The following is a 25,882-nucleotide window of genomic DNA, read 5'->3' as shown; positions in this document are numbered from 1 at the left end:
CGCGTTGGGCGGCCGTCTTGGCGGCAGCCGGCTTGGTCTGCGGGCTGGCAAGCCCGCAAGCCTCCGCGGCCCCCGCCCGAACAGAGCCCACCGAGACGCCAGCCCAAATTCGCGATTCCGTACCTCCAGCCGACCGGTCCGCCGTGCTCGGCACGGGCTGGACCGAATCAGCCGACCGCGCGGTGACCACTGCGGGCGACACCTCCGGGTTCCCTGTCCTCGTGGCCGACGCGAAAGACGGCTACGCCTGGCGCACTGCCGCAACGCTCACTGAACCAGGTTCCGAGACCGGCCAATGGATCGGACAGGATTGCGTCACCGCGTCTGGCCGGTTCGCTGCAGTCGTGTACGCACCGCGTGAAGCGGTCAACCACGAAGACCTGTTTCGGGCCGGAGGTCTCACCGCCATTGTCGACTTGAGCAGCGGCGGAGTCCACAAGCTGCCTTTCACCGTGAACCTCGCCTATTACAACCCTGGCTGCGGCGCGGGCGACGAGGTCGTCTTCACCCGAAATTTCACCGCCGGCGATACCTACAAGTCGCAGCTCGTCACTGTGAACGCCGCCACCGCGAAGACGGTCCGACAGGTCAACGCGACTGGCCAGGTCACGTCCGCAGTGCCCTTCGGGGACGGCGTTCTGGCCGCCGCCGCGGATGGCCTCACCACCGTGAGCGCCGACGGGACGCTGAAGCATGTCGCGGGTACCACCGACACACCTTTCCGTCTGAGTGTGGACAAGGACGGCGGGGTCGGTTACGAGATCCGAACGCCGGCCGGTACTGAGATTCACCGGTACACCAAAACCGGCGACGCCCGGATCGCTCTGGCGCCACTGGACTCCGTACGGGTGAGCCAGATCGCCGGACGTGTGACCGTGCAAGGTCCGGCAGCGACGCGACTGAGGGTTCCGCTGCCACGCGACTGGCAGGCCGCCGACGTGCCGATCGACGCCGATCTTTCGATGACAGGCTCACTCGCGGTCCTGTCGGCGACCAACGTCGAGAGCGCGCCAGACCATCCTGGCGACCCGACGCCAGTCACGATCAACACCCAGGTACTGAAAACTGGCGCCCGACCGCAGTTCACGGTGCACCCCAACGCCCTGATGCCGTCGGCTGGGCGAGCTGTCTCGCCCGCAATCGGCTCACCGTCGACAGGGGGAAAGAAGTCCGCCGCGGTTGATCCATCCACCACCACGACCGACCCTGACCGAGCGTGCGCGATTCCCCGCAACGACCCGAAGATCCAGTCACTGCAGCCCACTCCCGAGATGGGCGAGTGGGCCGCCGACCTGGCAGTGAAGGGGCAGTTGACCGTCCAACGCCCCGCGGGCTGGAACGGTTCGACGTTGCCCGCATACAGCCCGGGAGTCATGTTCAAAAAACACGAACTCATCGGCGGCGGACAAGTTCCCGTGCAGGTGCTGCTTGGAGTTATGGCGCAAGAGTCGAACATCTGGCAGTCCGGCATGGACACCGTCGATGGTGAGAGCGGCAATTTCAACCAGGGTGGGTTCTACGGCAAAGGGGTCGGCGTCAACAAAGTCGACTTCGGCAACGTCGATTGCGGCTAGGGCGCCACCCAGGTGACGACTGGCATGACGATCGCCGAAGGCACTTCCGTGTATCAGCCAAATGAACAGGTCGCGCTGACTGTCGACTATGCGGCCAATATCGCCGCTGGCTTGAACATCCTCATCGACAAGTGGAATCAGATGAAGCAGCTCGGGATCGTCGTCAACGACGGCGACCCCAGTAAGATCGAAAACTGGTGGTACGCACTCTGGGCCTACAACAGTGGCTGGCACGCACCGGGTGAAGCAGGCTCAAACGGCGCCTACGGCCTTGGCTGGAGCAACAACATGACCAACGAGGATTACCCCGCTGACCGTGACGGCTTCCTCGACGCCAGCTACGACGACGCAAAATACCCCAACCACTGGACGTATCCTGAGCGCGTACTCGGTTGGGCGAAGCACCCACTGCTCCGGCTCGATTGGAAGGCAGGCACGTATGGTGCCGCCTATCGGCCTGCGCTCTGGCCGAACAGCGGCACGCCCCAGCGACCGCCGCTGGGCACGTTCTGCGCCGCATCAGTGCAGTGCGACATGAACCAGATCCACAAGCCGACGGAGTACCCCAGCGACCCTGGCAGCCATTGCCTACGTGATGACCTGCGTTGCTGGTGGCACACGTCCACGAGCTGGACAAACTGCCCGACCGCATGCGGTGGCGAGAACGCGCACTACGCGCCCGGTACACCCGAGCCGGCTCTCCCGGCCTCTCAGATGCTGTATCGGCCGGACTGCTCCGGTGCCTCGACGTTGCCATCCAACGCACTGATCATCGACGATGTGCCGACTGATGTCACAACAGCCCGCAGTTGCGCCAAGAACTGGACCAATCAAGGTTCACTCACCTTCAAATTCGCAGCGGACAACTCCGGCCATTACCCGTCTAAGATCGACTTCCATCAGATCGACGGCGGGTTCGGCGGGCACATGTGGAGCGCACACGCTTGGAACATCAACAACCCCGATAATGCGATACACCGGATCACCGGGACGTGGACCCTCGACCGCCAGATCAACGGTTGGGCCCGTGTGCTCGTGTACATCCCAGACCACCGCGCACGTACGCCGCAGGCGTTCTACACGGTAAACGGCTCGGACTCCACTTCGCCCACCCGCTCGATTGTCGAAGGCAACTATCTCGACGACGAGCGCAACCCGGCGCCTGGACACTGGGAGTCTCTCGGCGCGTTCAACTTCCACGGCACCCCGAGCGTGTCGCTGGACAACTTCATCCACTCGCCAGTCGACAACACCTGGGAGGACGACATCCGGGACGTGCCCTGGGACGCGCTCGCCTTCCAGCCGCTACCGGGCAAGCCAGGCGACCAACTGGTCGCGCTCGGCGATTCCTACGCCTCGGGTGAAGGAGCCAGCGCTGACCCGGTGAACGGCGCCTGGAGCTACTACCGTTCCAGCGACCACGACGGCCGTGACGGCCACGGCGACGACCCCAAGCTGCGCGACGCGTGCCACCGCTCGCCAAACGCGTGGGCCCGGCAGATGGTGACTCCTGCCAACCCTGGCCGCACAGTCGGGTCACGCATGGATTCGTTTGACGTCTCGCTGGATTACCACATGTCCGCCTGCTCCGGCGCGACCACAGACATGCTCCTGCCGGTTCACGGTCCGGGTGATTCAGGCCAGTACCAAGAGGGCAGGCAGCTTGACCAGGGTTACCTCGACCAGAACACGTCGTTGGTGACCTTCTCCATCGGTGGAAACGACGCCCGGTTCACGCCGCTGCTCCAGCAGTGCATCACTTCGATTTCGGTGTGCCAAGACGAGGTCTTCCAGAACGACGGCGAACCACTCTCGTCGGCCGAACCGAAGGTGATCGACGGGATCGGCGCAAAGCTGCGAAACGTACTCGACGCGGTCAAGCTCAAGGCACCCAACGCCCGGATCCTGGTAATGGGCTACCCGATCTTGTTCGAACTGTCTGGAGAATGCATTCCGGGCATCGGCACCGAGGAGGCACCGTGGATCACCGAGATGAACAACCGTCTCGACGACGTACTCGGCTCGGCCGTGGCGAGCGCGAAGTCAGCCGGGACAAACGCGGTCTGGGCTGATCCGCGAGCGGCTTTCAAGGGCCGAGGTGCGTGCGGTGACGACGCCGCCGGAGCACCAGAAGGCACCGAGGTAATCCACCGGATCGTGTTGTCGCTGACTCGCGGGGACAGCCCAATCTTCCAGTTGGGGACGATCGGGGTTGTATCGCAGCAGACTCTGCATCCGACGGTCCAGGGTGCTCAGGTCTACGCGAGTGTCGCTTCGTCGACGCTCGCGGCTGCGTAATCCACAGCTAGTGCCTCATCAAGAAACGTTGACGTTGTCATCGTGTCGTGTGGACATCCGGGCCGGTGATCGCGAGGCTGGCTGTGGAGGTGAGGCTGGTGGCGCGTCAGCCGGAGGTGTTCGCGCGGTCGCTGGAGCCGGAGGAGGCCCAGCGGCTGGTCAAGATCACGAGGTCCGCCCGGGATCGGGTGCGGCTGCGACGATCCGGGATTGTGCTGGCCTCGTCGCAAGGCCGGTCCGCGAAGGAGATCGCGGCGATGTTCGCCGCGACCGAAGGCTATGTGCGGGAGGTGATCCACGCGTTCAACGAGTCCGGGTTCGCGGCGTTGTCCCCAAAATGGAGGGGCGGTCGACCGGCTAAGTTCGGGCCGGCCGCCCGTGATCAAATCAGCCGCATCGCCGCCTGCAAGCCCGCCGAGCTGGGATTGCCGTTCACGACCTGGAGCCTGACCAAGCTGGTCGCCTACCTCGCCGAACACGCATGGATCAGGGCGAGCACCGAGACCGTCCGGCAGATCCTGCGCAAGGCAGGCGTGTCATGGCAGGCGACGAAGACGTGGAAAGCCAGCAAGGATCCCGATTTCGTGGCCAAGAAGAACCGCATCCTCGACCTCTACGATCACCCACCCGCCGACGGGCGAGTGATCTGTGTCGATGAGTTCGGGCCGCTGAACCTGCAACCCCGCCCCGGCCGCGGCTGGTTTCCCCGCAGCCGCCCGGCCCGGCAGCGCGCGACCTACACCCGCACCAAGGGTGTCCGGCAGATGTTCGCTGCGCTCGATCTGGCCTCCGGGCAGATGTTCTACCGGTTCCGCGACCGCAAACGCTGGCCGCAGTTCCTCGACTTCTGCAAGCAACTGCGCCGCCGCTTCCCGACCGGGAAGCTCTACCTGGTCAGCGACAACTACGGACCACACGGCAAGGCCGAGGTCCGGGACTGGTGCGCGGCCAACGACATCGAACTGATCTACACACCCACCAACGCGTCCTGGCTGAACTGGATCGAGTGCGAGTTCACCGCGGTCCGCTACTTCACCCTCGACGGCAGCGACTACCCCAGCCACGCCGCCCAGGAAGCCGCCATCACCGGCTACCTCCGCTGGCGCAACCGCCACAGCCACCCCAAACGCCACTTCGCCATCAACTCCAAAATCCGCCGCCCCGATTACCTACCCAACGTTGCTTGATACGGCACTAGAAACCAAGCTCCACGGCCGGAAGGGGCCGCAGACATCGAACTGCGGCCCCTTCCGGCTTGTACGTCGCGATGAGAGTGCAGCTGCCCGGGCTGCGAAACAGCCCTCTGCGCCTTCCACGGCGGAGAAATGCCCGCGGTGCGCCAGCCCCCTTGAGCGCCGCGATCGTCACCAGACCAGACATCGCGGCACTACAATTTCGGAGTGATGCGCTTGCGAAGGATGCTGGCCGGCGCGTGCGGCCTGATGGCGCTGGCGGTATGCGGTACCGCCTGTGGCAGTCCGGCTGACAAGCTACAACCGATTGCCACGAGCGCCGTGCGGGAGAAGGCTTCAGGCGCGCTCGGCGAGTTGCGCGGCGCAACTCCGCGCACACCGGAGTCGATTGAGCGGGCCGTCACGAATGTCCTGCTCAAATGGAACACTGGCGGTGCCACTGTGCTGCTTGAGAAGGACGTCCCGGTCACCGGCCGGTTCTCCGCCCGCTTTGCGTTTCTCGCGTTGGTGGGTGATGGTTTCGTCGGACAGTACGTGCAGTACGCGGTGCGGCTCTGCGTGTCCTACTCCGGCGAGGTGGGTCGAATCGGCTCAGTGGAAATGGCCGACCTGACCTGCCCCCCTGGCTTGCCCGACCCGAGTGACAGCGTGCCGGTGGATCGGGAAGTCAAGCTCACCGGCTGACTGCCACCCTGTTCTCCACGGTTACTCAGACGAAGGGTCACCGGGTGAACCGGCGCGGCGTCAGAACTTCGGCAGGTCTTGCAGGATGACCTCGTTCCACCAGAGGTACATCCGGTCGCGCTCCTGGGGCGTCGACACGCCGTCGAAGACGAGGACGCCGAGGGTGTGGGTGCGGGCGTCCGTGTAGACGAACGTGTCGTCGTAGCAGGTGATGAAATCGCCGGCGTGGGGAACGTTGGCACCGGACCGGTTGTAGGAGCCCCAGATTCCGGGGTGTTTCACGGGGTCGCAGCCGCCGTGGTCGTCGTCGCGAGTGAGGTCGCGGAGCTGGACCATGCCTTCGAAGAAGGCGGCCATCGTGGCTTCGTCGGGGAACTGGTTGAAGTGCGCCTGAGTCGGCTGGTGCAGCATGACGTTTCCGGACCGGAAATCGCCGGCGAGCGACTTCGTGCAGTACGCCGCGCCGGTGGCGCCCTGCACAGGTTGAGCCGACGTGCAACCGCCGCCCTGGTAGGTGGCCGGCACCGGCACATTCGCGCTGGGCGCGTTCGCTGACGTCGGCGGGCCGCTCGACGACGACGGAGGACTGGACGGGCTACTCGGGGCGGTGGTCTCGTTGTCCGTGCTGGGCGGACCCGACGCACTCGACGTCGGTGTCGGTGGCGGGGTCGACGTGCCGCCGCCCGCCTCGGCTTGGCCCTGGCTGCGGATGATCAGCACCGTCGCGACGACCGCGAGCACCACCACGACCGCCACCGCGGCCGTGATCACCGCCCCCTTGCGCGACTTCCGCGGCGGCACCGGCGACGGCCGCGTCTGCGGAGGCGGCCCGCCCGGAAACGACGGCGCCCCGGCAGCCAACGGGATCGGCGTGTTCAACGACGTCGCCGGAACGCCCCCGGACGTCGCGGGACCGTTCGGGTAGGCGGGCCCACCGGTGAACACCCCCGACGGCGGCCCGGCCCACGTGCCGGGCGGAGTGCCCGGCCCAGTCGAAAACCCAGGCGGCGGAGTGCTCGGCGGCCCGGCCAGCGTGCTGGGAAGGACCGCACCCGGCGGCGGAGTGCTCGGCGCTCCAGCACCCAACCCAGCCGCAGCAGCTGCCCCCGAATCAGGAGCGCCCGGCCCAGCGGCCGAGCCGGAACCCGGTCCAGGCACACCCGGCGCCCCAGCTGATCCGGAGCCCATCGCCGCGGAGCCTGACCCAGCGCCCGCCGACGGCACCCCAGCCGCCCCAGCGCCCAGCTCGGCCGGGCCAGCGGCGAAGCCGGGCCCCGGCCCCGCGCCCGCCTGTCCAGAGCCCGGTACCCCAGCGGACCCCGCCGAGCCGCCAAGCTCCCCCCGCTGCCAGACCGGCGCACTCGGCCCCGCGCTCAACGCCGTCGGCCCCGACGCGCCCGCCAGCGCCGCGGTCACCGCCGCCGCGAAGGCGCCCGCCGTCGGGTAGCGGTCGGCTGGGTCCTTCGCCATCCCTCGTGACACCACGTCATCGAGAGCGCGTGGCAGGTCCCGTCGCGCTCTGGACAAAACCGGCGGCGGAGCGGTCAGGTGCGCGCCCATCTGTGCCACCGCGCCGTCAACGGGAAACGGCCGATGTCCCGTCAGGCACTCGTAGAACACGCAAGCCAGCGCGTACACGTCGACGGACCCGTCGAGCGCCTTGTCGCCAAACCGTTCCGGCGCCATGTAGTCCAGCGTGCCGATGACGTTTCCCGTGACCGTGATCGACGTCACGGCGCCCGACATCGAGCGGGCGATGCCGAAGTCGACCAAATACACGAAATCACCGTCGGTGACGAGGATGTTCGACGGCTTCACGTCGCGGTGGACGAGGCCGTCGGCGTGGGCGGCGTCCAACGCGCTCGCGACCTGTGTGACCAGGCCGGCCGCACGCGAGGCCGTCAGCGGCCCGGGAGCGATCAGGTCCTTGAGGTCCTGTCCTTCGACCAGGCGCATGTCGAGGTAGAGCCGGCCGTCGATCTCGCCGTACGCGTGGATCGGGATGACGTGCGGCTCGCGCAGCCGCGCCACCACCTGCGACTCGCGGCGGAAGCGGGCGCGAAACGCCTCGTCGGCCACGTACGCGTCGGAAAGCCGCTTCAGAGCGACAACGCGGTCGTGCGCGGTGTCGTAGGCGCGGTGCACCTCGCCCATCCCGCCGCGGCCCAGCAACGCCTCGATCCGGTACGGCCCGAACTGTTCCATCGTTCTCCCCAAGCCCCCGGCTTGTCACCCGTACGCGGGCCGACGCAGATGCTAACCAGCCCGTTCCCCCGAACCGGCTGGTATCACCCAACTGTTGAGCACGCAATCGGATACCAAAAGCACGGTCAGTGATCGTCGCTGCCCGCAAGCCCAGGAACACGCCGACCACGTATCCTCGCTTTGTGAGCACGCTCAGTAACACCAGCACTGCCAAGAAGCTCGCCGTAGGGACCCTCGCGCTCGGGACCGCGACACTCGGTTACGCCGTGGGCGTCGAACGGCGGCGGTTCACCCTCCGCACGGCCGAGCTGCCCGTGCTGGCGCCCGGCTCGAAGCCGTTCACGATCCTGCACGTCTCCGACCTGCACATGCTCCCCGGGCACCGCGCGAAGCAACGCTGGGTGGCCGCGCTGGACCGGCTCGAACCCGACCTCGTCGTGAACACCGGCGACAACCTCTCGCACCGCACGGCGGTGCCGTCGGTGCTGCGCGCGCTCGGCCCGCTGCTCGACCGGCCCGGCGTGTTCGTCTTCGGCAGCAACGACTACTACGCCCCCAAGCCGAAGAACCCCGCCCGCTACCTCATGCCGAAGGGCAAGAAGAAGCGCATCCACGGCACCAAGCTCCCGTGGCGCGACCTGCGCGCGGCCTTCCTCGAGCACGGCTGGACCGACCTCACCCACTCGCGCCACACGGTTGACGTCGCGGGCCAGGCCGTGTTCGCCGCCGGCCTCGACGACCCGCACTTGCACCGCGACCGTTACGCCGAGATCGCCGGCCCGGCCGACGCGGGCGCCGTCGTGCGCCTCGGCGTCACGCACTCGCCCGAGCCGCGCGTGCTAGACCCGTTCGCCACGGACGGTTACGACCTCGTCCTCGCCGGCCACACTCACGGTGGCCAGCTGCGCGTGCCCGGCTACGGCGCCCTCGTGACCAACTGCGAGCTCGACCGCACCCGCGCCCGGGGCGCCTCCCGCTGGGGTGCGCACATGTGGCTGCACGTCTCGGCCGGACTGGGGACGTCGCCGTACGCGCCCGCGCGGTTCGCGTGCCCGCCGGAGGCGAGCCTGTTGACGCTGGTCCCGCGCGGAAGCGGAGCGTCCGATACCCGTAAGGCAACCCCACGCAAACCCGCCAAGACCGTCGGCTAAACTTCCTCACGACCCGTTAAGCAGTACCTCGGGGTGTGGCGCAGCTTGGTAGCGTGCCTCGTTCGGGTCGAGGAGGTCGTGGGTTCGAATCCCGCCACCCCGACAAGATAGTCCGGAGGCCCTGTATCCGCGGAAAACGCGGATCCAGGGCCTCTCTTGTGTGTCCTCTGGGGGTCGAACCCCCAAGGCCCCGACAGGGAGGCTTCGCCCCTGGCCCCCCGGTGGTGGGTCACGTCGGTGCACTGGGGTCACCTCGTGGCGGTGAGTTCCGTCCAGCACTGAAGGAAGTCGCCGGGGCCGGCGGTGCGCGTCCAGGAGTAGGCCGAACGCGCGGCCGACGTGAGCTGGTCGCGGTCCGGGTGATCCAGATCCGCGAGGGCCTTGGCCAGCGCCTGCTCGACGAACGTCGCCAGATCGCGATACACCAGGTCGGAGCGGTGCCGGGTCCGCGTGACGACCTCGGTGAAGCCGCTGTCGGACACCTGATCGGCGATGGTCCGGCCCGCGAACGGGTTGCCTCCCGAGCGCCGCAGCAAGAGGTAATAGCCACGCAGCGCCGCGTCGACGTTGGCCGTCTTGGGGCGCAGCCGCGCGCGGCTCCAGTCCGAAGTGGACAGCGCGAGCCGGCCGCCGGGGCGCAGCACCCGGTGCAGCTCCGCGAGCACCGCCGCCGGGTCGGGCAGGCGTTCCAACAGGGCGTGGGAGAAGGCGACGTCGGCGGACGACGTGGGAAACGGCAGGTCGAGCGGGTCGGTCACGATGTAGTCCACTATGGACTGGCCGCTCCCGAAGCCAAGAGTGATCGTGCCGCGCTCGCAGCCCAGGTCGACCACCCGCATGCCCGGCGTGAAGAGCGTCTGGGCGAACGCCGCCCGCTCCACCGCCGTGCGTGCCGCCCGCTTCGACGCCGCGTCCCGCGCGTATCCCTCCAGCACCCGGCACACAGTACGGCCACCGGGGTGGCAGGATCGAGGGGTGAGCACGCAGTCAGGCAACAAATATCCGCCCGCGGTGGTCCCCGACCGCCTGTTCGCCGACGCCGACGCCGAGTCCCGCTGGCGAGCCCGCTTCCACGCGGCCCGCATCTCCGTGCCCGAATGGGCCCGCGACGCCCCCGACGCCAACGTGTACGTCTCCAACGCCAGCGGCGTCTGGGAGGTCTACACCTGGGATCGCGCCACCGACAGTCACCGCCGCGTCACCGACCGGCCCAACGGCACCCTGCACGCCACCCCCGCCCCCGACGGCTCGGCCGTCTGGTGGTTCGACGACACCGACGGCGACGAGTTCGGCTCCTGGGTGAGCCAGCCGTTCGACGGCGACAGCTCGGCCGCCACCAAACCGCTGCCCGAGGTCCACGACGGCTACCCGGCCGGCCTCGAGCTCGGCTCGCGCGTGATCGCGGTCGGCGTTTCGACCGACGACGGCAGCGAGCTGTTCGCGAAGATCGGCGACAAGACCGAGCGCTTCTACAGCCACTCCGACGACGCCGGCATCGCGTCGCTCTCGCGTGACGAGAGCTTGGTGGCTATCTCACATTCCGAACACGGCGACTCACGCCATCCGGCTCTGCGCGTGCTGGCGACCGACGGCTTCGCGACCGTCGCCGAGAAGTACGACGGTGAGGGCAAGGGCCTTTCGGCGCTGGAGTTCTCCCCGCTGCCCGGTGACCAGCGGCTGCTCGTGCTGCACGAGCGGCGCGGCCGGGAGGAGCTGCTGATCTGGGACGTCCGCGCGGACACCGAGACGGAGCTCGAGATCGACCTGCCCGGCGAGGTCGTGGCCGACTGGTACCCCGACGCCCGTGCGCTGCTGGTGGTGCACTTCCACCAGGGCCGCAGCTCGCTGCACCGCTACGACCTGGACACGGCTTCGTTGTCCTCTGTGGACACTCCGGCCGGCCGGATCGGCGGCGCAGGCGTGCGGCCCGACGGGACCATCGAGTATTCGTGGTCCAGTGCCGCGGAGCCGACGGCGGTGCGCGGCCGCGCGGCCGACGGCACCGACGCCGTGCTGCTGGCGCCGCCGGGTGAGCAGGCGCCGGGTTCGTCGCCGGTCACCGACGCGTTCGTGGAGGGCGTCGGCGGGCAGGTCCATGCGCTGGTGTCGCGTCCCGCGGATGCCGGGCCTGGCCCGTTGCCCACGGTGTTCTCCCTGCACGGCGGCCCGCACGCCGCCGACGAAGACCGCTTCTCCGCCTACCGCGCCACGTGGCTCGACGCCGGTTTCGCCGTGGTCGAGGTCAACTACCGCGGCTCCACGGGCTACGGCTCCGCGTGGCGCGACGCCATCGAGGGCCGGCCGGGCCTGACGGAACTCGAAGACGTCGCGGCGGTGCACGACTGGGCTGTCGAAAGTGGACTGTCCGACAAGGACAAGTGCGTCGTCAACGGCGCCTCCTGGGGCGGCTACCTGTCACTGCTCGCGCTCGGCACCCAGCCCACGCGCTGGGCGGCGGGCATCGCGGGTGTGCCGGTGGCCGACTACGTCGCCGCGTACGAGGACGAGATGGAGCAGCTGCGCTCTTTCGATCGCGCTTTGTTCGGCGGCGCACCCTCGGATGTGCCCGCGGTGTACAAGGAATGTTCGCCGATTACCTACGTCGACGCCGTCGCCGCCCCCGTGCTGATCCTCGCGGGCGACAACGACCCGCGCTGCCCCATCCGGCAGATCGAGAACTACCTCGACCGCCTGGGCGCCCGCGACGCGCCCCACGAGTTCTACCGCTACGACGCCGGCCACGGCTCGCTGGTGATCGCCGAGACGATCAAGCAGACGTCGATCGAGGTGGATTTCGCGTTGCGCGCTTTGCGGTGATTTCTCCCTGGCCGGGGTTTCGCTTGTGGCCCCCGGCCGGGGGAAATGCAGTGGAGTTGTTTGGTTGAGGTGTGGGGTCTTCGGCCGGAGCCGTTGGAGCTTGAGTGGCCGAGGCGGCTTCGGCCTGAGTAGATGTTTGTGCTTACCCGGCCGTCCGGCTTTGCGGTCACCTTGGGGCCTCAGGCTGAGCGGCCGTCGTGGCTCACATGCCGCGGCTCAACCCCTGCAGCCGGTCCACCGCCGCGGGGTCGCCGTCGAAGGTGAGGTGGACGGCGTCGCGGCCGAAGACGAAGAGCAAGAGGTCCACGGGGTCGCCCGTGACGGTCACGACGGGATCGCCGGACTTGACCTGGGCGGAGCGGCCGTCGGTGTGGCGCAGGACGACGCCAACGGGTGCTTTGCGCAGGTTGAGTTTCGCGGACTGGCGGGCGAGGCGCCAGGCGGCCTCGTCGCGCGACGGGTCGGCGGGGCGGGGTTGCCAGCCGGGCTGGGCGCGGCGGACGTCTTCGTGGTGGACGAGGAACTCGGCGCCGTTGGTGAGCTCGTTGAGGGGGCCGAGGGCCATGGGCCAGTACCACGCCGGGCCGCGGCGGACCTGGTCGACGAGGGCGGGCCACGGCTTGGCCGCGTAGCCGTCCTGCACGCGCTTCGTGTAGCCGGCGAGCGCGGGCACCATGATGCCTGGCGACGCGTCGAGCCGGTGTTCGCGCACGATGAGGTGGGCCGCGAGATCACGCGTCGCCCAGCCTTCGCACAAGGTGGGGGCGTCGGGGCCGACCTCTTCGAAGAGTGCGCTCAACGCCTGGCGTTCGTCTGCGGCAAGACCCATGCCATCGACATTACTCGCGAGTACACCCACCGCGCCGGGACGAGACCACCACCACTGGGTGTTTCATCGAATCGTGAGCCGACTCTTCGAACCCCTCTCCCTGCGGGGCCTGACGCTGCCGAACCGCGCGTGGGTCTCGCCCATGTGCCAGTACTCCGCCACCGACGGCGTGCCGAACGACTGGCACCTCGTCCACCTGGGCCAGTTCGCCGTCGGCGGCGCCGGGCTCGTCCTCACGGAAGCCAGCGCCGTCACCCCGGAAGGCCGGATCAGCCCGCAGGACACGGGCATCTGGAACGACGAGCAGGTCGCCGCCTGGCGCCGCGTCACCGACTTCGTGCACGCGCAGGGCGCGGTGATCGGTATGCAGCTCGCGCACGCGGGGCGCAAGGCGTCCACGCGCCGGCCGTGGGAAGGCAGCGGCAGCGTGCCCGCGTCCGAGGGCGGCTGGCAGAGCGTCGGCGCCGACGACCAGCCCTTCGGCGACTACGCCCCCGCACGTCCGCTGACCACCGACGAGGTCGCCCGCATCCCGGCCGACTTCGCCGCCGGCGCCCGCCGCGCGCTCGACGCCGGGTTCGACCTGGTGGAGCTGCACCTCGCGCACGGCTACCTCGGCCACCAGTTCCTGTCGCCACTGTCCAACTCCCGCACCGACCGCTACGGCGGCGACTTCGAGGGCCGCACCCGGCTCGCGCTGGAGCTCACCGAAGCCGTGCGCGCGGAGATCGGCCCCGGCGTGCCCCTGCTCACCCGCATCTCCGCCAGCGACTGGGCTGACGGAGGCTGGTCCCCGGACGACTCCGTGCACCTCGTGAAACTGCTCGCCGACCGCGGCACCGACCTCGTCGACGTGTCCTCCGGCGGCAACGTGCTCCACCCCCGCATCCCCGTCGGCCCGGGCTACCAGGTGCCGTTCGCCGAACGCATCCGCCGCGAGACGGCTGTACCCACCGGCGCCGTCGGCATGATCACCGAACCGGAACAAGCGGAACAAATCGTCGCCACCGGCTCGGCCGACGCGGTGTTCCTCGCGCGCGCCCTCCTGCGCGACCCACACTGGCCACAACGCGCGGCGCACGCGCTGGGCGCCGAGGTGCGGTGGGCGGACCAGTATCTGCGGGCGAAGCCGCGCCGCTGATCCACATGGGGCGCGCCGCGAGTGCGGCGCCCCCCCTCACGGAGCCGAGGCGGTTCCGCGCTCGAGCTGAAGCCTGGCCGGTTGCCCGGAGTGGATGTCGCCGGGCCCCGGGAGGTCGAGAACGCGAATGAGGGCAGAGATTACCGGGAAGGCGTGGCGGGGCAGATTCCGGTAGGCCCAGTCGGTAGCCAGCGCGAGAAAGCCGGCGAGGTCGCGCTCGACGCCGGCCAGAAGGTGCCGGAGCTCGACGGTCGGCACGTCGATCACCGGGCTGTCGATCCGCTGCGCGTCGACGGTGAGCCGAACGATTTCACCGTCGCGTTCAGCGCACGGACTGGGATCGTGCCCGAAGCACGCTGAGCCGCCGACCGCGAAAACCTGGTTCCAGTCGCGCCATTCCTCCAGACCATTGCAGCAGCCCGGCCGGAACACCACGCCGGTGGCGGTGTCGGTCACCTTGAGACCTCCGGCCGCGAAGAGGCTGTCGAACGTGAGCAAGCCGTGCAGGAACGACCCCAGCGCGTCGGCTGGCCGCGGTGGCCGGCCGTCGTTCCCGGGATCGATGTCGTTACAGCCGACCACGTACCTCAACACTGTCCCGACCTCGAGCGGCGTGAGCTCGCCGCTGAGCGCGAGGTGACGGTCCGGTGCTGTCTCGGACACAGGCCAGAGGGCGAAACCGTCAGGCGCGTACGCCTCGACAACGGGCTGCATGGTGATCACCCGCGTAGTCTCGCGCCTCGCCGACGCGGCCTGCCTCTGATTTCCTCAGTGGTGGAACGCCGTCGACGTCGCCGGGTCGTGCTGCGGCTTGGTTTGGCGTTCCAGCTCCGGCAAAGCGCGGCGGAGGTCGTCCAGCAGGAGGTCGGCCAGGTCGTGGGTGAAGCCGTTGCGGACGACGATGCGCAGCACCGCCAGGTCGGTGCGGTTGTCCGGGAAGGTATAGGCCGGGACGAGCCAGCCGCGTTCGCGGAGCCGGCGGGAGACGTCGAAGACGTCGTAGCCGGTGACCTCGGGCTTGGTGGTGAAGGCGAAGACCGGGAGCTGGTCGCCGCGGGTCAGGAGCTGGAACGGACCCAGGTCGGCGATCGCGGCGGACAGGTGGAGGGCGACGTCGCGCGAGGCCTGTTGCACAGCGCGGAAGCCTTCGCGGCCGAGGCGGACGAAGCTGTAGTACTGCGCCGCCACTTCGGCGCCAGGGCGGGAGAAGTTCAGCGCGAAGGTGGGCATGTCGCCGCCCAGGTAATTGACGTTGAAGACCAGCTCTTCGGGCAGCGCCTCACGGTTGCGCCAGACGACCCAGCCAACGCCGGGGTACACGAGGCCGTACTTGTGGCCCGAGGTGTTGATCGACGCGACGCGCGGCAGGCGGAAGTCCCACTCCAGGTCCTCGTCGACGAACGGCGCGATCATCGCGCCCGACGCACCGTCGACGTGGACGGGGACGTCCCAGCCGGCGCGCGTCTGCAGATCGTCGAGCGCGGCGGCGATCTCCGCGACGGGCTCGTAGCTGCCGTCGAAAGTGGACCCGAGGATCGCGACGACGCCGATGGTGTTCTCGTCGCAGTGCTTCACCGCCTCCTCGGCGGAGAGGTGCAGCCGGTCCCCGTCCATGGGCACCAGGCGCGGCTCGACCTCCCAGTACTCGCAGAACTTGTCCCAGCACACCTGCACGTTCACGCCCATCACCAGGTTGGGCTTCCCTGTGCGCCCGAGCTTCGTCCAGCGCCGCTTCAGCGCCATGCCGGCGAGCATGCACGCCTCGGACGAGCCCGTGGTCGAGCAGCCCATGATGTCCGTGGGGTCGGGCGCGTGCCACAGGTCGGCGAGGATGTTCACGCAGCGGCGCTCGAGCTCGGCCGTCTGAGGGTATTCGTCCTTGTCGATCATGTTCTTGTCGACGCACTCGGCCATCAGGTCACGCGCCTGCGGCTCCATCCACGTGGTGACGAACGTGGCCAGGTTGAGCCGCGCGTTGCCGTCGAGCATCAGCTCGTCGCGCACGAGCTGCAGCGCGGTGTCCGGCGGCAGCGACGTGTCGCGAAGCTTGTTGTGCGGCATCACGAAGTCGGCCGCCAGAGCGGGATTCGCCCCCGCGTACATGGGGTTCGTGCCCGATTGACGGTTGGATCCGTTCTGTTCCCCGCTGTGCAGCACCATGCTTGCGACCGTACTGCCGCGCCCCCGCCCACGACAGCTCGTGACACCCGCCCGGGCGGCCCGTCAATCCAGCGGCTCCACCTCCAGCACGTGCGCTTCGGGCCCACACCGGAACACCAGGCCGGCCTCGGTCCGGTCCAGCGTTGAAAGTTCAACCCCGTCGAGCCGGGCCCTCCACGCACCAGGGATACGGCCGATCGTCACGGTGCCGTCACCCGGCACGTCCGAAGTGCGCTGCAGCCGGGCGCGCAGCACACCGTCGACGACCTCCGCCTGGCTGACCTCGACGTCGCGATCGACGACGGTCAGCGCCGGCTCCTCGAAATGGCTCGCCGGCCACGGGTTGGTGTAGAGGCCCCAGAGGCCGTCCGGGGTGTTGAGGCGCGCGTAGCCGAGCAGGACGTTGCCGCTCATCGGCTCGATGTCGGTGCGGTTGCCGTCCGCGTCGGCCGGGTTGTCGTTGCGCGGGTAGTACAGGCCGCCATCACGCCAGGTGGGGTTCATGAAGCGATCGGCGTGGGCGAGCAGGCTGTCGAGTGTGGTGGCGTCGCCCATCTCCGACGCCCACGCCGCCACCCAGCCGAAGTCGCACGTGTCGGTGATGACGGGCTGGCCCATCACTTCCCGCGCCGGCGCCGAGCGGACGGACAGCGTGCCGTCCGGCCCGTCCACGAGGAACCGCTTGACCTGCTCCGGGTAACCGTCGTGAACGAAGTCTCGGTTCCACATGTTCATCAGCGCGCCGCACCACGCGTCCACCCACGGCGACGGCGCTTCGTTCGGCCGCACGCGTTTGGAGTCGGCGGTGATCATCATGTTGTAGTGGCCCGATTCGTCGAGCCGGCCGAAGTCGGCCCACGCGCGTTCGTAGCCGGCCACGACCTCCTCGGCGCGGCTGCCGCCGCTGATCAGGTCGTGGAGGCGGAAGCCGAGGATGGCCGGCTGGTTGCAGATCTGGAACACGCAGTTGGGCTCACACGCCACGCCCAGGTAGCCGTTTTCGACCATCTGCCAGTAGATGTGGTCGTTGAGCGACTCACGGTCGTACGGGAACCGCTTCTCCTCGCCGCCCCAGAAGTACGACCAGTGCTGGAACGTCAGCGACCCCGGCGCCGCGAACTCGTCGGCGGCGAAGAGGTAATCGTGCAGCAGGGCCATCGACTGCACGTACGCGCTGTACATGATGTTGTCGCGCACCACGGGATCCCACTCCTCCTTGAGGTCCCCGAGGTGCGCGTTGACCACCGCCCCGCCACGGCTCACGTCGCGCCAGTACAGCCACACCTCGGGCAGCAGGATCTTCTCCACGAGCCGCCGCATCGTCGGCCGGAACAACCCCGGCGCGGCGGGCAGCCGGTGCCGGTGCGTCAGGGCCAGCGCGTAGGCCATGTACGCGAGCTGGAAGCGGTAGCCGCCGAAGTCGTCTTGGCTGGTTCCCTTGCCCTGCATGAAGGACCAGTCGTTGCGGAACTGGCGGGAGAGGTTGTCGAAGTGCCTGAGGTGACCGAGCTGCTGCCGATCCAGGGGCGGGTGGAGAGCGGGCATGTCCTCAAGTGAACACGGAAGCGGGCGGAAAAGCCCGTGTCAGGTGGCGCGAACGGTCCCCTAGCGCCGAAATGGCACGAACGGGCCGTTCGTGCACCGCGGCAACCTTGCGCGTACGCCGCGAAACGATGCGTGAGCCTCGAACGGCACAGCGCGCGCCAGGTACCAGCGGGAAACAAGACGTGTCCACGTGGGAACCCGCGAGAATCCTCCGGTGCACGACTTCGAACCACCCGACAAGGCGCCGAGCGAAAGCGCTCCATACCCGACCCCCGAGATGACCGCGGCCCTCCTGGCGCGGCTCGCCGCCCGGACGACTCACAGCTCACCGATATCGTCACCGCGGCGATCGCCGCCGGCACCGACCGCGAAGACATCCTGCGCGCCTGCTACGCAGCCCAGGACGAGATCCGACAAAGCGCGGGCGACGAAGACGACCCGGCTGAAGACCATTTGCTCGACCTCATGGACAGGCTGGTTGGCTGGTGCCCACCCGGTGGTGTCAACTGACGCCCAGCCGCCCTGGGCGGCCCGCAAACCGATGCGCCACGCACCCAGCCGCAGCTGACGCGACAGCCAGGTGAACGGGCCGTTCGTGCACCGTGGCAACCTTGCGCGTACGCCGCGAACACACAACGCGCCTTCGAAACGACAAAAGGCCGCCCACCCCGAAGGGCGAGCGGCCGGTGCGCAAGATCCGTCAGGCCTGCTGCGCCTGCCACATCCAGTGCGCCTCTTCCAAGGCGCGCGTGATTTCGATCAGCAGGTCCTGCGTGACCAGGTCGCTCTTGTCGGTCTCGTCGATGCGCTTGCGGAGGCGCTCGATGAGCGCCGCCAGGATGTCGACGATGGCGGCGACCGTGGATTCCACCGACTGCCAGTTGTCGGGGTACTCCGGGATGCCCGAGCTCTCGACGACGGTCTTCGCCTTGCCGTTGGGCGAGATGCCGATGGCGTTCGCGCGCTCGGCGACCTCGTCGACGTACTGGCGGGCCGTGGCCACGAGCTCGTCGAGCTGCAGGTGGGCGCTGCGGAAGTTCTTGCCCACGACGTTCCAGTGGGCCTGTTTCGCGATCAGCGAAAGGTCCACGAGGTCGACGAGCGTCGCCTGCAGGGCGTTGCCCGTGATCTCCTTGTCGGCGTCGCTCAGGGGGCTCTTGATGGGAGAGTTGACCATCGGGGTGTCCTTTCTGTGTCGTGGTGGTGGAAGCAGGCCGGGAACGGGGTCAGACCGTGGTGGTGAGCGCGACCTCGATGTTGCCCCGGGTGGCGTTCGAGTACGGGCACACCTGGTGCGCCTGTGCCACGAGCTCGTCGGCCTGGGCCTTGTCCATGCCGGGCAGCGCGACGTTCAGCACCACACCCAGCTTGAAGCCCACATCCTGCTTGTACAGGCTGACCTCGGCGGTCACCGTCGACTCCGGCAGCTGCACCTTCCCCGCACGCGCCACGGCCTGCAGAGCGCTGTGGAAGCACGCGGAGTAGCCGGCGGCGAACAGCTGCTCGGGGTTGGTCTTGTCACCGCCCGGGCCGCCCATTTCCTTCGGGATCGCCAGCGACTCGTCGATGACCCCGTCGGACGAGGTCACCTCGCCGTTGCGGCCCTCGCCTCGCGCGGTCGCGGCCGCGGTGTAGATCGCGTCAGCCATTCTTCGCCTACCTCCTCATCGGGACGCCTGGCTCAGCGTCTCATCGATAACAACGTTCCGCATCAGCGGAACCTTGCCACCGCATGGCAGGCATCACGGCGGGAATACCCGGCGTCCGGCGGATGAAACCTCAGCGCGACAGGGTGAACTCGGCCACCTGGCGGCCGATGAGGCGCAGCGTGCGCACGCTCTTGTCGTCGGACGCGCCGCCGGACTCGTCGAACTTGGTCTCGGCGGAGTTGATCGAGCCACCCAGCGGGGTGGGCCAGCCGCGCAGCGCGTGCGTGATCGTGCGCAGCTGGTCGAGCGTGGTGACGGCGGCCTGCCACCCGAAGGCGACGGCGGCGAGGCCGACCGGGCGGCCGTCAAGGTAGGGACGGGTGTCCTCGCGCAGGTCCTCGACGTAGTCCAGGGCGTTCTTGACCAGCCCGGACAGCGCGCCGTGGTAGCCGGGCGAGACCACGATCAGGCCGTCGGCGCGGCGGATGCTCTCGATCAGCCGCGTCGCGCGCTCGTCGCGCTCGCCCGCGGCCGTGTCGTAGAACGGCAACACGAGCTCCGGCCCGGGGATCAGCTCGGTGTTCACCCCCTGCTCGGCCGCCGAGTCGAGGGCGATCCGCAGGGCGCGCTCGGACTGCGAGCCGTCGCGCAGCGAACCGCCGATCCCGAGCACCGTCTTGGCTGAAGTCACGTCCCCGAGGCTAACCCCTCGACTTAAGTGGAGGACCAGGATTTGGGACGGAGTTCTCGATCACAGCTGGACCCACTATCTACTGACAAGTAACGTCGGGGTCCACAGCCGAGGAGGAACGATGGCGATCCCGCTCCAGGTCCGCGCCCAGGCCGCCGCCGCGCAGCTGGTCTTCTGGCTGCCCCGGCCCGTCCGGCGGCTCATCGCCGGCCCGCCGCTGCGGCGCGATGGGCAGGAGCTCGCCCTCGACGCGCAGCTCCTGCTGCGGCTGCAGCAGCTCACCGGCACCGCGCTCGTCGGCGAAACCGTCGAGGGCTCGCGCCTCGGGCTCGAGCTCGGCCGCCACCTGGTGAGCGGCAAGACGATCGAGCCCGTGGCCGTGCGCGACGTGGTGATTCCGTCCGGCGACGCGTCGCTCGACGCCACCCTCTACGCACCCGCGGGGCTGCCCGAACCGTCCGGGCTGCTCGTGTTCTTCCACGGCGGCGGCTGGGTGGTCGGCTCCCGCGCGACGCACGACAACGCCGCGCGCTACCTCGCGAAGCACGCCGGCGTACGCGTGCTGTCGGTGGAGTACCGGATGGCGCCGGAACACCCGTTCCCGACTCCGTTCGAAGACGCGCTGGCGGCGTTCGACTACGCCCACGCGAATGCGGCGGAGCTGGGCGCCGACGCGGACCGCATCGCCGTGGGCGGCGACAGCGCGGGCGGCAACCTCTCCGCCGCGCTGACCCTGGCGGCGGCGCGGCGCGGCGGACCGGCGCCGGCGTTCCAGCTGCTGATCTACCCCGCGGTGGACTTCACGACGCGCCGCCGCTCGCGCGAGATCTTCGCCGAGAAGCTGTTCCTCACCGACGAGTCGATGACCTGGTTCGAGGGCCACTACGTCCCCGCCGGCACCGACAAGGCCGACCCGCGCCTGTCACCACTCGTCGCGACCGACCACAGTGGACTTCCGCCGGCGTTCATCATGACCGCGGGCTTCGACCCGCTGCGCGACGAGGGCGAGGCGTACGCTGAGAAGCTGCGCGAAGCGGGCGTGTCCGTCGCGGTGAGCCGGCAGCCGGACCTGATCCACGGGTTCCTGAACTTCACCGGCGTCGGCTCCCGGTTCCGCGAGGCGACGGCCGAGCTGGCCGGCGCGTTGCGGCTGGGACTGGCACGGCAGCAGAAGGAGAAATAGCCCCGGAAACCACCGGAGCCTGGTGCGGCGAACCGCACCAGGCTCCGAAAACCCCGTGTTCCGGGGGTGGTTACTACGCGCCCGGGACGGGCAACGGCGGCACCGGCAGCGGCGGCACCGGCAGGGAGCCGAGCAGTCCGCCAAGGATGCCGGTGACGGCACCCAGCAGGGCCTTGAGCAGGTCGCTCACGATCTTCAGCGGACCGGGCAGGTCCGGGATCGGCGGGAGCGGCAGCGGCGGGAGCTGACGCGGCGACGCCGACGGGTCGGACAGCAGGCGGCTGGACTCGTCCGCACGGCCCTTGGCCGCCGACGAGAGCTGCTGCGTCTCCGACTGGATCGTGTAGCGCTTGCCCGCGGCGAGGTCGCCGAGGACAGGGCTGAGCTTGTCCAGATCAGCACGCGTCAGACCGACGTTGCCGGCGTACGCGGCCTTCGTCAGGTCGTCCCGCATCTGGAGCACCTGTGCGCCGACCGCCTCGGTGGACGACGAGCCCTTGCCACCCGCAGGGCTCGCCGAGGCCATCCCCGAGGTGCCGACGGCCAGCAGACTGCCGGCGGCTACCAAGGCGATGATCCGCCCAATCTTGCCTTTCATTCCTTACCTCCTGGCCTCTGGAGACCTGACGGGTAAATCGATACCCGCCGTATCGGCCCAGCACCAGCCGATCACCGGATAGGGAAGTTTTCTAACCCTTACGTGCCGAATCCGTCTTTCGGGAACATGCCCGCAATTGATTAACGTGGACGGCTTGCCCATCCCCCTGAAGATCATCATGACCGATCATGAATCGGACTCGGAGTAGCCGTCCGCCACGAATGGCCGTACCGATCACCCACACAGGTGTATTGCGTGATCGTTTACCCTCATCACTCCGTCGGACCGCGTGTCACCACTGCTCCAGTCAGGGTGTCCCCCACGCACGCACCGCCACAGGTGGAGTAGCCGGGTCACTGGCAGATCTCCGCCGCGAAGAGCACCGGAAACAGCGCACGAATGCGCACCCAAGCGCGCGCACCGAGGTCAACCCACGAATGCACAAAAACATTCGCGAATTGTTTCGCGTCAGGATTGCGAGTTGCGCTGATTCAGAGCGGCAGGCCTTCTTCCAGGTGCGTGAACGCGCGTTCCAGCAGCGCCACGAAATCGACGCTCTGATCCGCCGCGGCCGCCGGCGCCGCGGAGAGGATGACGCCGACGACCGCACCCGCCCAGTTGCGCACCTCGAAGTCGCCGGGGGTGCGACCGGTCCGTCCGGCCGCCAGCTCGACGAGCATCGTGATGCCCGAGACGTAGTTGTCCATCACCTTCGCGCGCAGCTCCGGCACGGAGAACACGACCAGCTGCCGGCGCCGCCTCGGCCCACACCTCGGGCGGCAGGCGGTCGTACACCTCGCTCAGCGCCGCGGACGACCCCGAGCGGTGCTCCTGGAACAGCCGCAGTGCGTGGCGCTGGATCGCTTCGCGCGTGCGGGCCTTCTTGCGTTCGCGCAGGCCGGTCGGTTCAGCCGGGGTCATGCGGCGATCGTCGCGGTCGCTCTCGTTTGACAGCAACTGTCAGGAAGATCGCCACAAAAGAAGTTGCACGCGCGTACCAGGATTTGCTCTCATGAGGTACGTGCCCTTCGAGCCGTACCGCCAGGTGCTGACCCTGTCCCGAGTCCGTCCGTCGATGGTGCTGATGTTCTTCGCGCGCCTGCCGATGACGATGACCGGCGTCACGCTCACCCTGTACGTGGTCTCCAACCTGGGCCACGGCTACGGCGCGGCCGGCGTCGTCGGCGCCGCCACCACGCTGGGCATGGCGCTGGGCGCGCCGCTGCTCGGGCGCACCATCGACCGCTACGGCCTGCGTCCGGTGGTCGCCGTCTGCGGCGTCGCGTCCACGGCCTTCTGGGTCGCGGCGCCCCACCTCTCCTACGCGGTGCTGGTGGCGTGCGCGCTGCCGGCCGGGTTCCTGTCCGTGCCCGCGGGCTCGCTGGCACGCCAGATCCTGGCGGCGCTCGTACCCGCCGAGCACCGGCGCGCGGCCTACTCGCTCGACACGATCCTGGTCGAGGCGTCGTTCATGATCGGCCCGGCGGCCGGCATCGCGGCGATCACGTCGCTGTCGGCCACGTTCACGCTCAGCGGCATCGGCGTGCTCTTCGGCAGCACGGCGTTGCTCATCTTCCTGCTCAACCCGCCGATCCGGAACGAGGACGAGCTGGCCCCCGTCGGCTCCGTCCGGCCGCCGCTGCGGTCGTGGCTCACCGGCCGGCTGCTCGCGACGCTGCTGGTGGCCGCGGGCGCGTTGTTCTGCCTGGTCGGCACGGAGGTGGCGACGCTGGCAGCCCTGCGCGCCCACGGTGACGTCGGCTGGACCGGTCTGGTCATCGCGGTGATGTGCGCGGCGTCGATGCTCGGCGGGATCGTGCACGGCGCCGTGAAGAAGTCGTTGCCGCAGGGGGTGCTGATGCTGCTGCTCGCGGCGCTGGTGCTGCCGGTGGGGCTGGCGGACCAGCCGTGGTGGCTGCTGATGCTCGTGCTGATCCCGACGAACCTGCTCTGCGCGCCGACGCTGGCCGCCACCACGGAGACAGTGAGCGCCATCGCACCCCCGGCCGTGCGCGGCGAGGCGATGGGGCTGCAGGACGCGTCGACCCGGCTCGGGCTGGCCGCGGGCAGCCCCGTGGTGGGCTTCGCGATCGACCACTCGAGCCCGGCGTGGGGCTTCGTCGCCGCGGGCGCCGGTGGTCTGGTCCTGGCCGCGGCGGGCCTGCTGTGGACACACCGGCGCCGGACCGCCGCGGCACCGGCGATGGCAGCGGCCGTACAGGCACGGCGCTGACCCACACCCCAATGTGGCGTTGGTTGCGTTCAACGCACCGAACGCCGCATTGGGGCGCTTGGGCGAGGCCCGCTCAGCTGCAGGCTTTGCGCAACGCGTCAAGCTTCGCGACGTTCCGCTTGGCCCACGCGGCGACCACCCCGGCGTCCTGGATGTGCTCCTTCTGCACCTCGACGTAGGAGTCGGCCATGCCAAGCAGCGCGTTCTTGACGTCCTGCTCCTGCACGTCGGCCGCCAGCGCGCGCAGGCGTTCTTCCTTGTCCTGCGCGCGGGCCTTCAGCTTGTCTGGGTCGACCAGCGGGTTGAGGTCCGCCAGACCCAGCGCCTGCGTGCACGCGCTGACCTTGTCGGCCGTCGAATCGGCCGTGTCCACCGCCGAGTCGACCTGGTCGCACCCGGCCAGCAACGCTCCGGCGGCCGCCAGCGCGACCACCGCTCCCCACCTCGTCATGTTCCCAGCGTAGCGGGCTCGCGGGGCCCGACCCGGCCCCGCGAGCACCTTCACCCCTTCACGCAGACGACCTGCTTGAGGTGCGCCACGACCTCGACGAGGTCGGTCTGCGCCTCGAGCACCGCGTCGATGTCCTTGTAGGCCGCCGGGATCTCGTCGACCACGCCGCTGTCCTTGCGGCACTCGACGCCGTCGGTCTGGGCCGCGAGGTCGGCCGCGGTGAAGGTCTTGCGTGCCTTCGTCCGCGACATCCGCCGCCCCGCGCCGTGCGAAGCCGACTCGAACGACGCCGTGTTGCCGAGCCCGCGCACGATGTACGAGCCGGTGCCCATGCTGCCCGGGATGATCCCGAGGTCACCCGCGCCGGCCCGGATCGCGCCCTTGCGGGTCACGAGCAGATCGACGCCGTCGTAGGTCTCCTCGGCGACGTAGTTGTGGTGACAAGAGATCGAGTCGTCGAACGTGGTCCCCGGGACCACCTCGGCGACGGCGAGCTTGACCAGCGCCACCATCGTGGCGCGGTTGCGCGCCGCGTAGTCCTGCGCCCAGAACAGGTCCCGCCGGTAGGCCGCCATCTCGGGCGTGCCCGCGACGAACACGGCGAGGTCGCGGTCGGGCAGGTCGGCGTTGTGCGGCAGCTTGCGCGCGACGGCCATGTGCCGCTCGGCGAGCTCCTTGCCGATGTTGCGCGAACCCGAATGCAGCATCAGCCACACGCGGCCCTCGTCGGCGCCGCCCTGTTCCAGGCAGACCTCGATGAAGTGGTTCCCGCCGCCGAGGCTGCCGACCTGGCGCGCCGCGCGGTCGTGCAGGCCCTGCACGCCCTCGTGGAGGTCGCCGAACGACTTCCAGAACGCGTCCCAGCCGCCCACGCCGTGGACCTTCGCGGGGTTCACGGGCGTCTTGCGCAGCCCGAACCCCACCGGCACGGCCGACTCGATCCGGCGCCGCAGCCGGGCGAGGTCGTCGGGCAGGTCCGCCGCGGTCAGCGACGTGCGCACCGCGCTCATCCCGCACCCGATGTCGACACCCACCGCCGCCGGCGACGCCGCGTCACGCATGGCGATCACGCTGCCCACGGTGGCGCCCTTGCCGTAGTGGACGTCCGGCATCACCGCGACGCCGTGCACCCAAGGCAGATTGGCGACGTTGTGCAGCTGGCGCATGGCCTGTTCCTCGACCGACGTGGGGTCGGCCCACATCCGGATCGGGACGCGAGCACCGTCTACCGCCGTGTACATGACTTTCCTTTCCTGGCTGGGATTCTTCGAAGAGCATCCCCCGGAAGGACGAGGTGGCGCCACGGGTTTTCGCCGTGGGCGATTCACGAGCGAACCGAAATCGAGGCTCCCGCCGATACCGGCAAGGCGACCCGGGGGTGTGCTGAACCGGGTCACCGGCACCTGGCAGTGGCGTACCGGTTGCTGCAGAAACGAATTCGTTCCGGGGAACGATCTCCGGCACGATGAACGCGGCGCGT

General features: G+C 69.1%; 23 protein-coding genes and 1 tRNA gene. 10 read left to right on the top strand and 14 right to left on the bottom strand.

Annotated elements, in window-relative coordinates:
• The first annotated feature begins 143 nt into the window (after positions 1-143).
• The 4 genes from QRX50_RS10960 (at position 144) to QRX50_RS10945 (ending at position 5,749) form a co-directional block, all read left to right on the top strand.
• Entirely contained in the window at positions 144-1,574 is a 1,431-nt protein-coding gene (locus QRX50_RS10960; protein WP_285971841.1) for a hypothetical protein, read from the top strand.
• A gap of 24 nt (positions 1,575-1,598) precedes the next feature.
• Positions 1,599-3,872: an SGNH/GDSL hydrolase family protein gene (locus QRX50_RS10955; protein ID WP_285971840.1), complete on the top strand. Its 2,274-nt coding sequence runs from the start codon at positions 1,599-1,601 to the stop codon at positions 3,870-3,872.
• A gap of 98 nt (positions 3,873-3,970) precedes the next feature.
• Positions 3,971-5,059 (top strand): IS630 family transposase, encoded by a 1,089-nt coding sequence (locus QRX50_RS10950; protein ID WP_285967553.1) that lies wholly within the window; start codon positions 3,971-3,973, stop codon positions 5,057-5,059.
• A 213-nt stretch (positions 5,060-5,272) separates the two neighbouring features.
• The gene (locus QRX50_RS10945; RefSeq protein ID WP_285971839.1) at positions 5,273-5,749 is read left to right on the top strand and encodes a hypothetical protein; all 477 of its coding nucleotides are present in this window, start codon (positions 5,273-5,275) and stop codon (positions 5,747-5,749) included.
• A gap of 60 nt (positions 5,750-5,809) precedes the next feature.
• Here QRX50_RS10945 and QRX50_RS10940 read toward each other — a convergent pair whose 3' ends face one another.
• Positions 5,810-7,954: a serine/threonine-protein kinase gene (locus QRX50_RS10940; RefSeq protein WP_285971838.1), complete on the bottom strand. Its 2,145-nt coding sequence runs from the start codon at positions 7,952-7,954 to the stop codon at positions 5,810-5,812.
• Positions 7,955-8,136: 182 nt separating this feature from the next.
• Here QRX50_RS10940 and QRX50_RS10935 point away from each other — a divergent pair, with 182 nt between their 5' ends.
• Both QRX50_RS10935 and QRX50_RS10930 read left to right on the top strand, forming a co-directional pair.
• Positions 8,137-9,105, top strand: coding sequence for a metallophosphoesterase (locus QRX50_RS10935; RefSeq protein ID WP_285971837.1), 969 nt, complete (start codon positions 8,137-8,139; stop codon positions 9,103-9,105).
• A 29-nt stretch (positions 9,106-9,134) separates the two neighbouring features.
• Positions 9,135-9,208: transfer RNA gene (locus tag QRX50_RS10930), tRNA-Pro, on the top strand.
• A gap of 145 nt (positions 9,209-9,353) precedes the next feature.
• Here the strand turns inward: QRX50_RS10930 and QRX50_RS10925 are convergent.
• The gene (locus tag QRX50_RS10925; RefSeq protein WP_285971836.1) at positions 9,354-10,040 is read right to left on the bottom strand and encodes a class I SAM-dependent methyltransferase; all 687 of its coding nucleotides are present in this window, start codon (positions 10,038-10,040) and stop codon (positions 9,354-9,356) included.
• 40 nt (positions 10,041-10,080) lie between these two features.
• On the opposite strand from QRX50_RS10925, the gene QRX50_RS10920 reads away from it, so the two are divergent.
• Positions 10,081-11,922: a S9 family peptidase gene (locus tag QRX50_RS10920; RefSeq protein ID WP_285971835.1), complete on the top strand. Its 1,842-nt coding sequence runs from the start codon at positions 10,081-10,083 to the stop codon at positions 11,920-11,922.
• A gap of 202 nt (positions 11,923-12,124) precedes the next feature.
• On the opposite strand, the gene QRX50_RS10915 is transcribed toward QRX50_RS10920, so the two are convergent.
• Positions 12,125-12,751: a TIGR03085 family metal-binding protein gene (locus QRX50_RS10915; protein ID WP_285971834.1), complete on the bottom strand. Its 627-nt coding sequence runs from the start codon at positions 12,749-12,751 to the stop codon at positions 12,125-12,127.
• Between the two features lie 73 nt (positions 12,752-12,824).
• On the opposite strand from QRX50_RS10915, the gene QRX50_RS10910 reads away from it, so the two are divergent.
• Positions 12,825-13,892 carry an NADH:flavin oxidoreductase/NADH oxidase gene (locus tag QRX50_RS10910; RefSeq protein ID WP_285971833.1) on the top strand — a complete coding sequence of 356 codons (1,068 nt, stop codon included), beginning with the start codon at positions 12,825-12,827 and terminating at the stop codon, positions 13,890-13,892.
• Between the two features lie 36 nt (positions 13,893-13,928).
• Here QRX50_RS10910 and QRX50_RS10905 read toward each other — a convergent pair whose 3' ends face one another.
• From QRX50_RS10905 to QRX50_RS10875, 7 genes are all read right to left on the bottom strand, one after another.
• Positions 13,929-14,606 (bottom strand): hypothetical protein, encoded by a 678-nt coding sequence (locus tag QRX50_RS10905; protein WP_285974421.1) that lies wholly within the window; start codon positions 14,604-14,606, stop codon positions 13,929-13,931.
• Positions 14,607-14,660: 54 nt separating this feature from the next.
• Positions 14,661-16,052 (bottom strand): glutamate decarboxylase, encoded by a 1,392-nt coding sequence (gene gad, locus QRX50_RS10900; protein ID WP_285971832.1) that lies wholly within the window; start codon positions 16,050-16,052, stop codon positions 14,661-14,663.
• Positions 16,053-16,115: 63 nt separating this feature from the next.
• Positions 16,116-17,597: a linalool dehydratase/isomerase domain-containing protein gene (locus QRX50_RS10895; RefSeq protein ID WP_285971831.1), complete on the bottom strand. Its 1,482-nt coding sequence runs from the start codon at positions 17,595-17,597 to the stop codon at positions 16,116-16,118.
• A 318-nt stretch (positions 17,598-17,915) separates the two neighbouring features.
• Positions 17,916-18,050 (bottom strand): hypothetical protein, encoded by a 135-nt coding sequence (locus QRX50_RS10890; RefSeq protein WP_285971830.1) that lies wholly within the window; start codon positions 18,048-18,050, stop codon positions 17,916-17,918.
• Between the two features lie 247 nt (positions 18,051-18,297).
• Entirely contained in the window at positions 18,298-18,774 is a 477-nt protein-coding gene (locus QRX50_RS10885; RefSeq protein WP_285971829.1) for a Dps family protein, read from the bottom strand.
• Positions 18,775-18,823: 49 nt separating this feature from the next.
• Positions 18,824-19,246, bottom strand: coding sequence for an organic hydroperoxide resistance protein (locus tag QRX50_RS10880; RefSeq protein WP_285971828.1), 423 nt, complete (start codon positions 19,244-19,246; stop codon positions 18,824-18,826).
• A 130-nt stretch (positions 19,247-19,376) separates the two neighbouring features.
• The gene (locus QRX50_RS10875) at positions 19,377-19,919 is read right to left on the bottom strand and encodes an NADPH-dependent FMN reductase (RefSeq protein WP_434533332.1); all 543 of its coding nucleotides are present in this window, start codon (positions 19,917-19,919) and stop codon (positions 19,377-19,379) included.
• Positions 19,920-20,058: 139 nt separating this feature from the next.
• On the opposite strand from QRX50_RS10875, the gene QRX50_RS10870 reads away from it, so the two are divergent.
• On the top strand, positions 20,059-21,120 hold the full coding sequence (locus tag QRX50_RS10870; protein ID WP_285971826.1) for an alpha/beta hydrolase: 1,062 nt from the start codon (positions 20,059-20,061) through the stop codon (positions 21,118-21,120).
• Between the two features lie 73 nt (positions 21,121-21,193).
• On the opposite strand, the gene QRX50_RS10865 is transcribed toward QRX50_RS10870, so the two are convergent.
• Both QRX50_RS10865 and QRX50_RS10860 read right to left on the bottom strand, forming a co-directional pair.
• Positions 21,194-21,718, bottom strand: coding sequence for a hypothetical protein (locus tag QRX50_RS10865; RefSeq protein WP_220244902.1), 525 nt, complete (start codon positions 21,716-21,718; stop codon positions 21,194-21,196).
• A gap of 491 nt (positions 21,719-22,209) precedes the next feature.
• Positions 22,210-22,458 (bottom strand): acyl-CoA-like ligand-binding transcription factor, encoded by a 249-nt coding sequence (locus tag QRX50_RS10860; protein WP_285971825.1) that lies wholly within the window; start codon positions 22,456-22,458, stop codon positions 22,210-22,212.
• A gap of 335 nt (positions 22,459-22,793) precedes the next feature.
• Between QRX50_RS10860 and QRX50_RS10855 the strand changes: the two genes are divergently transcribed.
• Positions 22,794-23,951 (top strand): MFS transporter, encoded by a 1,158-nt coding sequence (locus QRX50_RS10855; protein WP_285974420.1) that lies wholly within the window; start codon positions 22,794-22,796, stop codon positions 23,949-23,951.
• A 73-nt stretch (positions 23,952-24,024) separates the two neighbouring features.
• Here QRX50_RS10855 and QRX50_RS10850 read toward each other — a convergent pair whose 3' ends face one another.
• Positions 24,025-24,402 (bottom strand): DUF8711 family protein, encoded by a 378-nt coding sequence (locus QRX50_RS10850; RefSeq protein WP_285971824.1) that lies wholly within the window; start codon positions 24,400-24,402, stop codon positions 24,025-24,027.
• 50 nt (positions 24,403-24,452) lie between these two features.
• Positions 24,453-25,643 (bottom strand): RtcB family protein, encoded by a 1,191-nt coding sequence (locus QRX50_RS10845; protein WP_285971823.1) that lies wholly within the window; start codon positions 25,641-25,643, stop codon positions 24,453-24,455.
• Between the last annotated feature and the right edge of the window lie 239 nt (positions 25,644-25,882).

Source organism: Amycolatopsis sp. 2-15, assembly GCF_030285625.1.
GTDB lineage: Bacteria > Actinomycetota > Actinomycetes > Mycobacteriales > Pseudonocardiaceae > Amycolatopsis > Amycolatopsis carbonis.
Note: the sequence above shows the minus strand (reverse complement) of the source record. Positions and strands in the feature narration are given on the sequence as shown.

Excerpts from the sequence above, each read along its gene's own strand:
- QRX50_RS10855 (WP_285974420.1), top strand. The coding sequence starts at position 22,794 with ATGGTGCTGATGTTCTTCGCGCGCCTGCCGATGACGATGACCGGCGTC.
- QRX50_RS10905 (WP_285974421.1), bottom strand. The coding sequence starts at position 14,606 with ATGCAGCCCGTTGTCGAGGCGTACGCGCCTGACGGTTTCGCCCTCTGG.
- QRX50_RS10865 (WP_220244902.1), bottom strand. The coding sequence starts at position 21,718 with ATGAAAGGCAAGATTGGGCGGATCATCGCCTTGGTAGCCGCCGGCAGT.
- QRX50_RS10880 (WP_285971828.1), bottom strand. The coding sequence starts at position 19,246 with ATGGCTGACGCGATCTACACCGCGGCCGCGACCGCGCGAGGCGAGGGC.
- QRX50_RS10955 (WP_285971840.1), top strand. The coding sequence starts at position 1,599 with ATGACGATCGCCGAAGGCACTTCCGTGTATCAGCCAAATGAACAGGTC.
- QRX50_RS10915 (WP_285971834.1), bottom strand. The coding sequence starts at position 12,751 with ATGGGTCTTGCCGCAGACGAACGCCAGGCGTTGAGCGCACTCTTCGAA.
- QRX50_RS10845 (WP_285971823.1), bottom strand. The coding sequence starts at position 25,643 with ATGTACACGGCGGTAGACGGTGCTCGCGTCCCGATCCGGATGTGGGCC.
- QRX50_RS10890 (WP_285971830.1), bottom strand. The coding sequence starts at position 18,050 with ATGGTCTTCAGCCGGGTCGTCTTCGTCGCCCGCGCTTTGTCGGATCTC.
- QRX50_RS10870 (WP_285971826.1), top strand. The coding sequence starts at position 20,059 with ATGGCGATCCCGCTCCAGGTCCGCGCCCAGGCCGCCGCCGCGCAGCTG.
- QRX50_RS10940 (WP_285971838.1), bottom strand. The coding sequence starts at position 7,954 with ATGGAACAGTTCGGGCCGTACCGGATCGAGGCGTTGCTGGGCCGCGGC.
- QRX50_RS10850 (WP_285971824.1), bottom strand. The coding sequence starts at position 24,402 with ATGACGAGGTGGGGAGCGGTGGTCGCGCTGGCGGCCGCCGGAGCGTTG.
- QRX50_RS10895 (WP_285971831.1), bottom strand. The coding sequence starts at position 17,597 with ATGCCCGCTCTCCACCCGCCCCTGGATCGGCAGCAGCTCGGTCACCTC.
- QRX50_RS10885 (WP_285971829.1), bottom strand. The coding sequence starts at position 18,774 with ATGGTCAACTCTCCCATCAAGAGCCCCCTGAGCGACGCCGACAAGGAG.
- gad (WP_285971832.1), bottom strand. The coding sequence starts at position 16,052 with ATGGTGCTGCACAGCGGGGAACAGAACGGATCCAACCGTCAATCGGGC.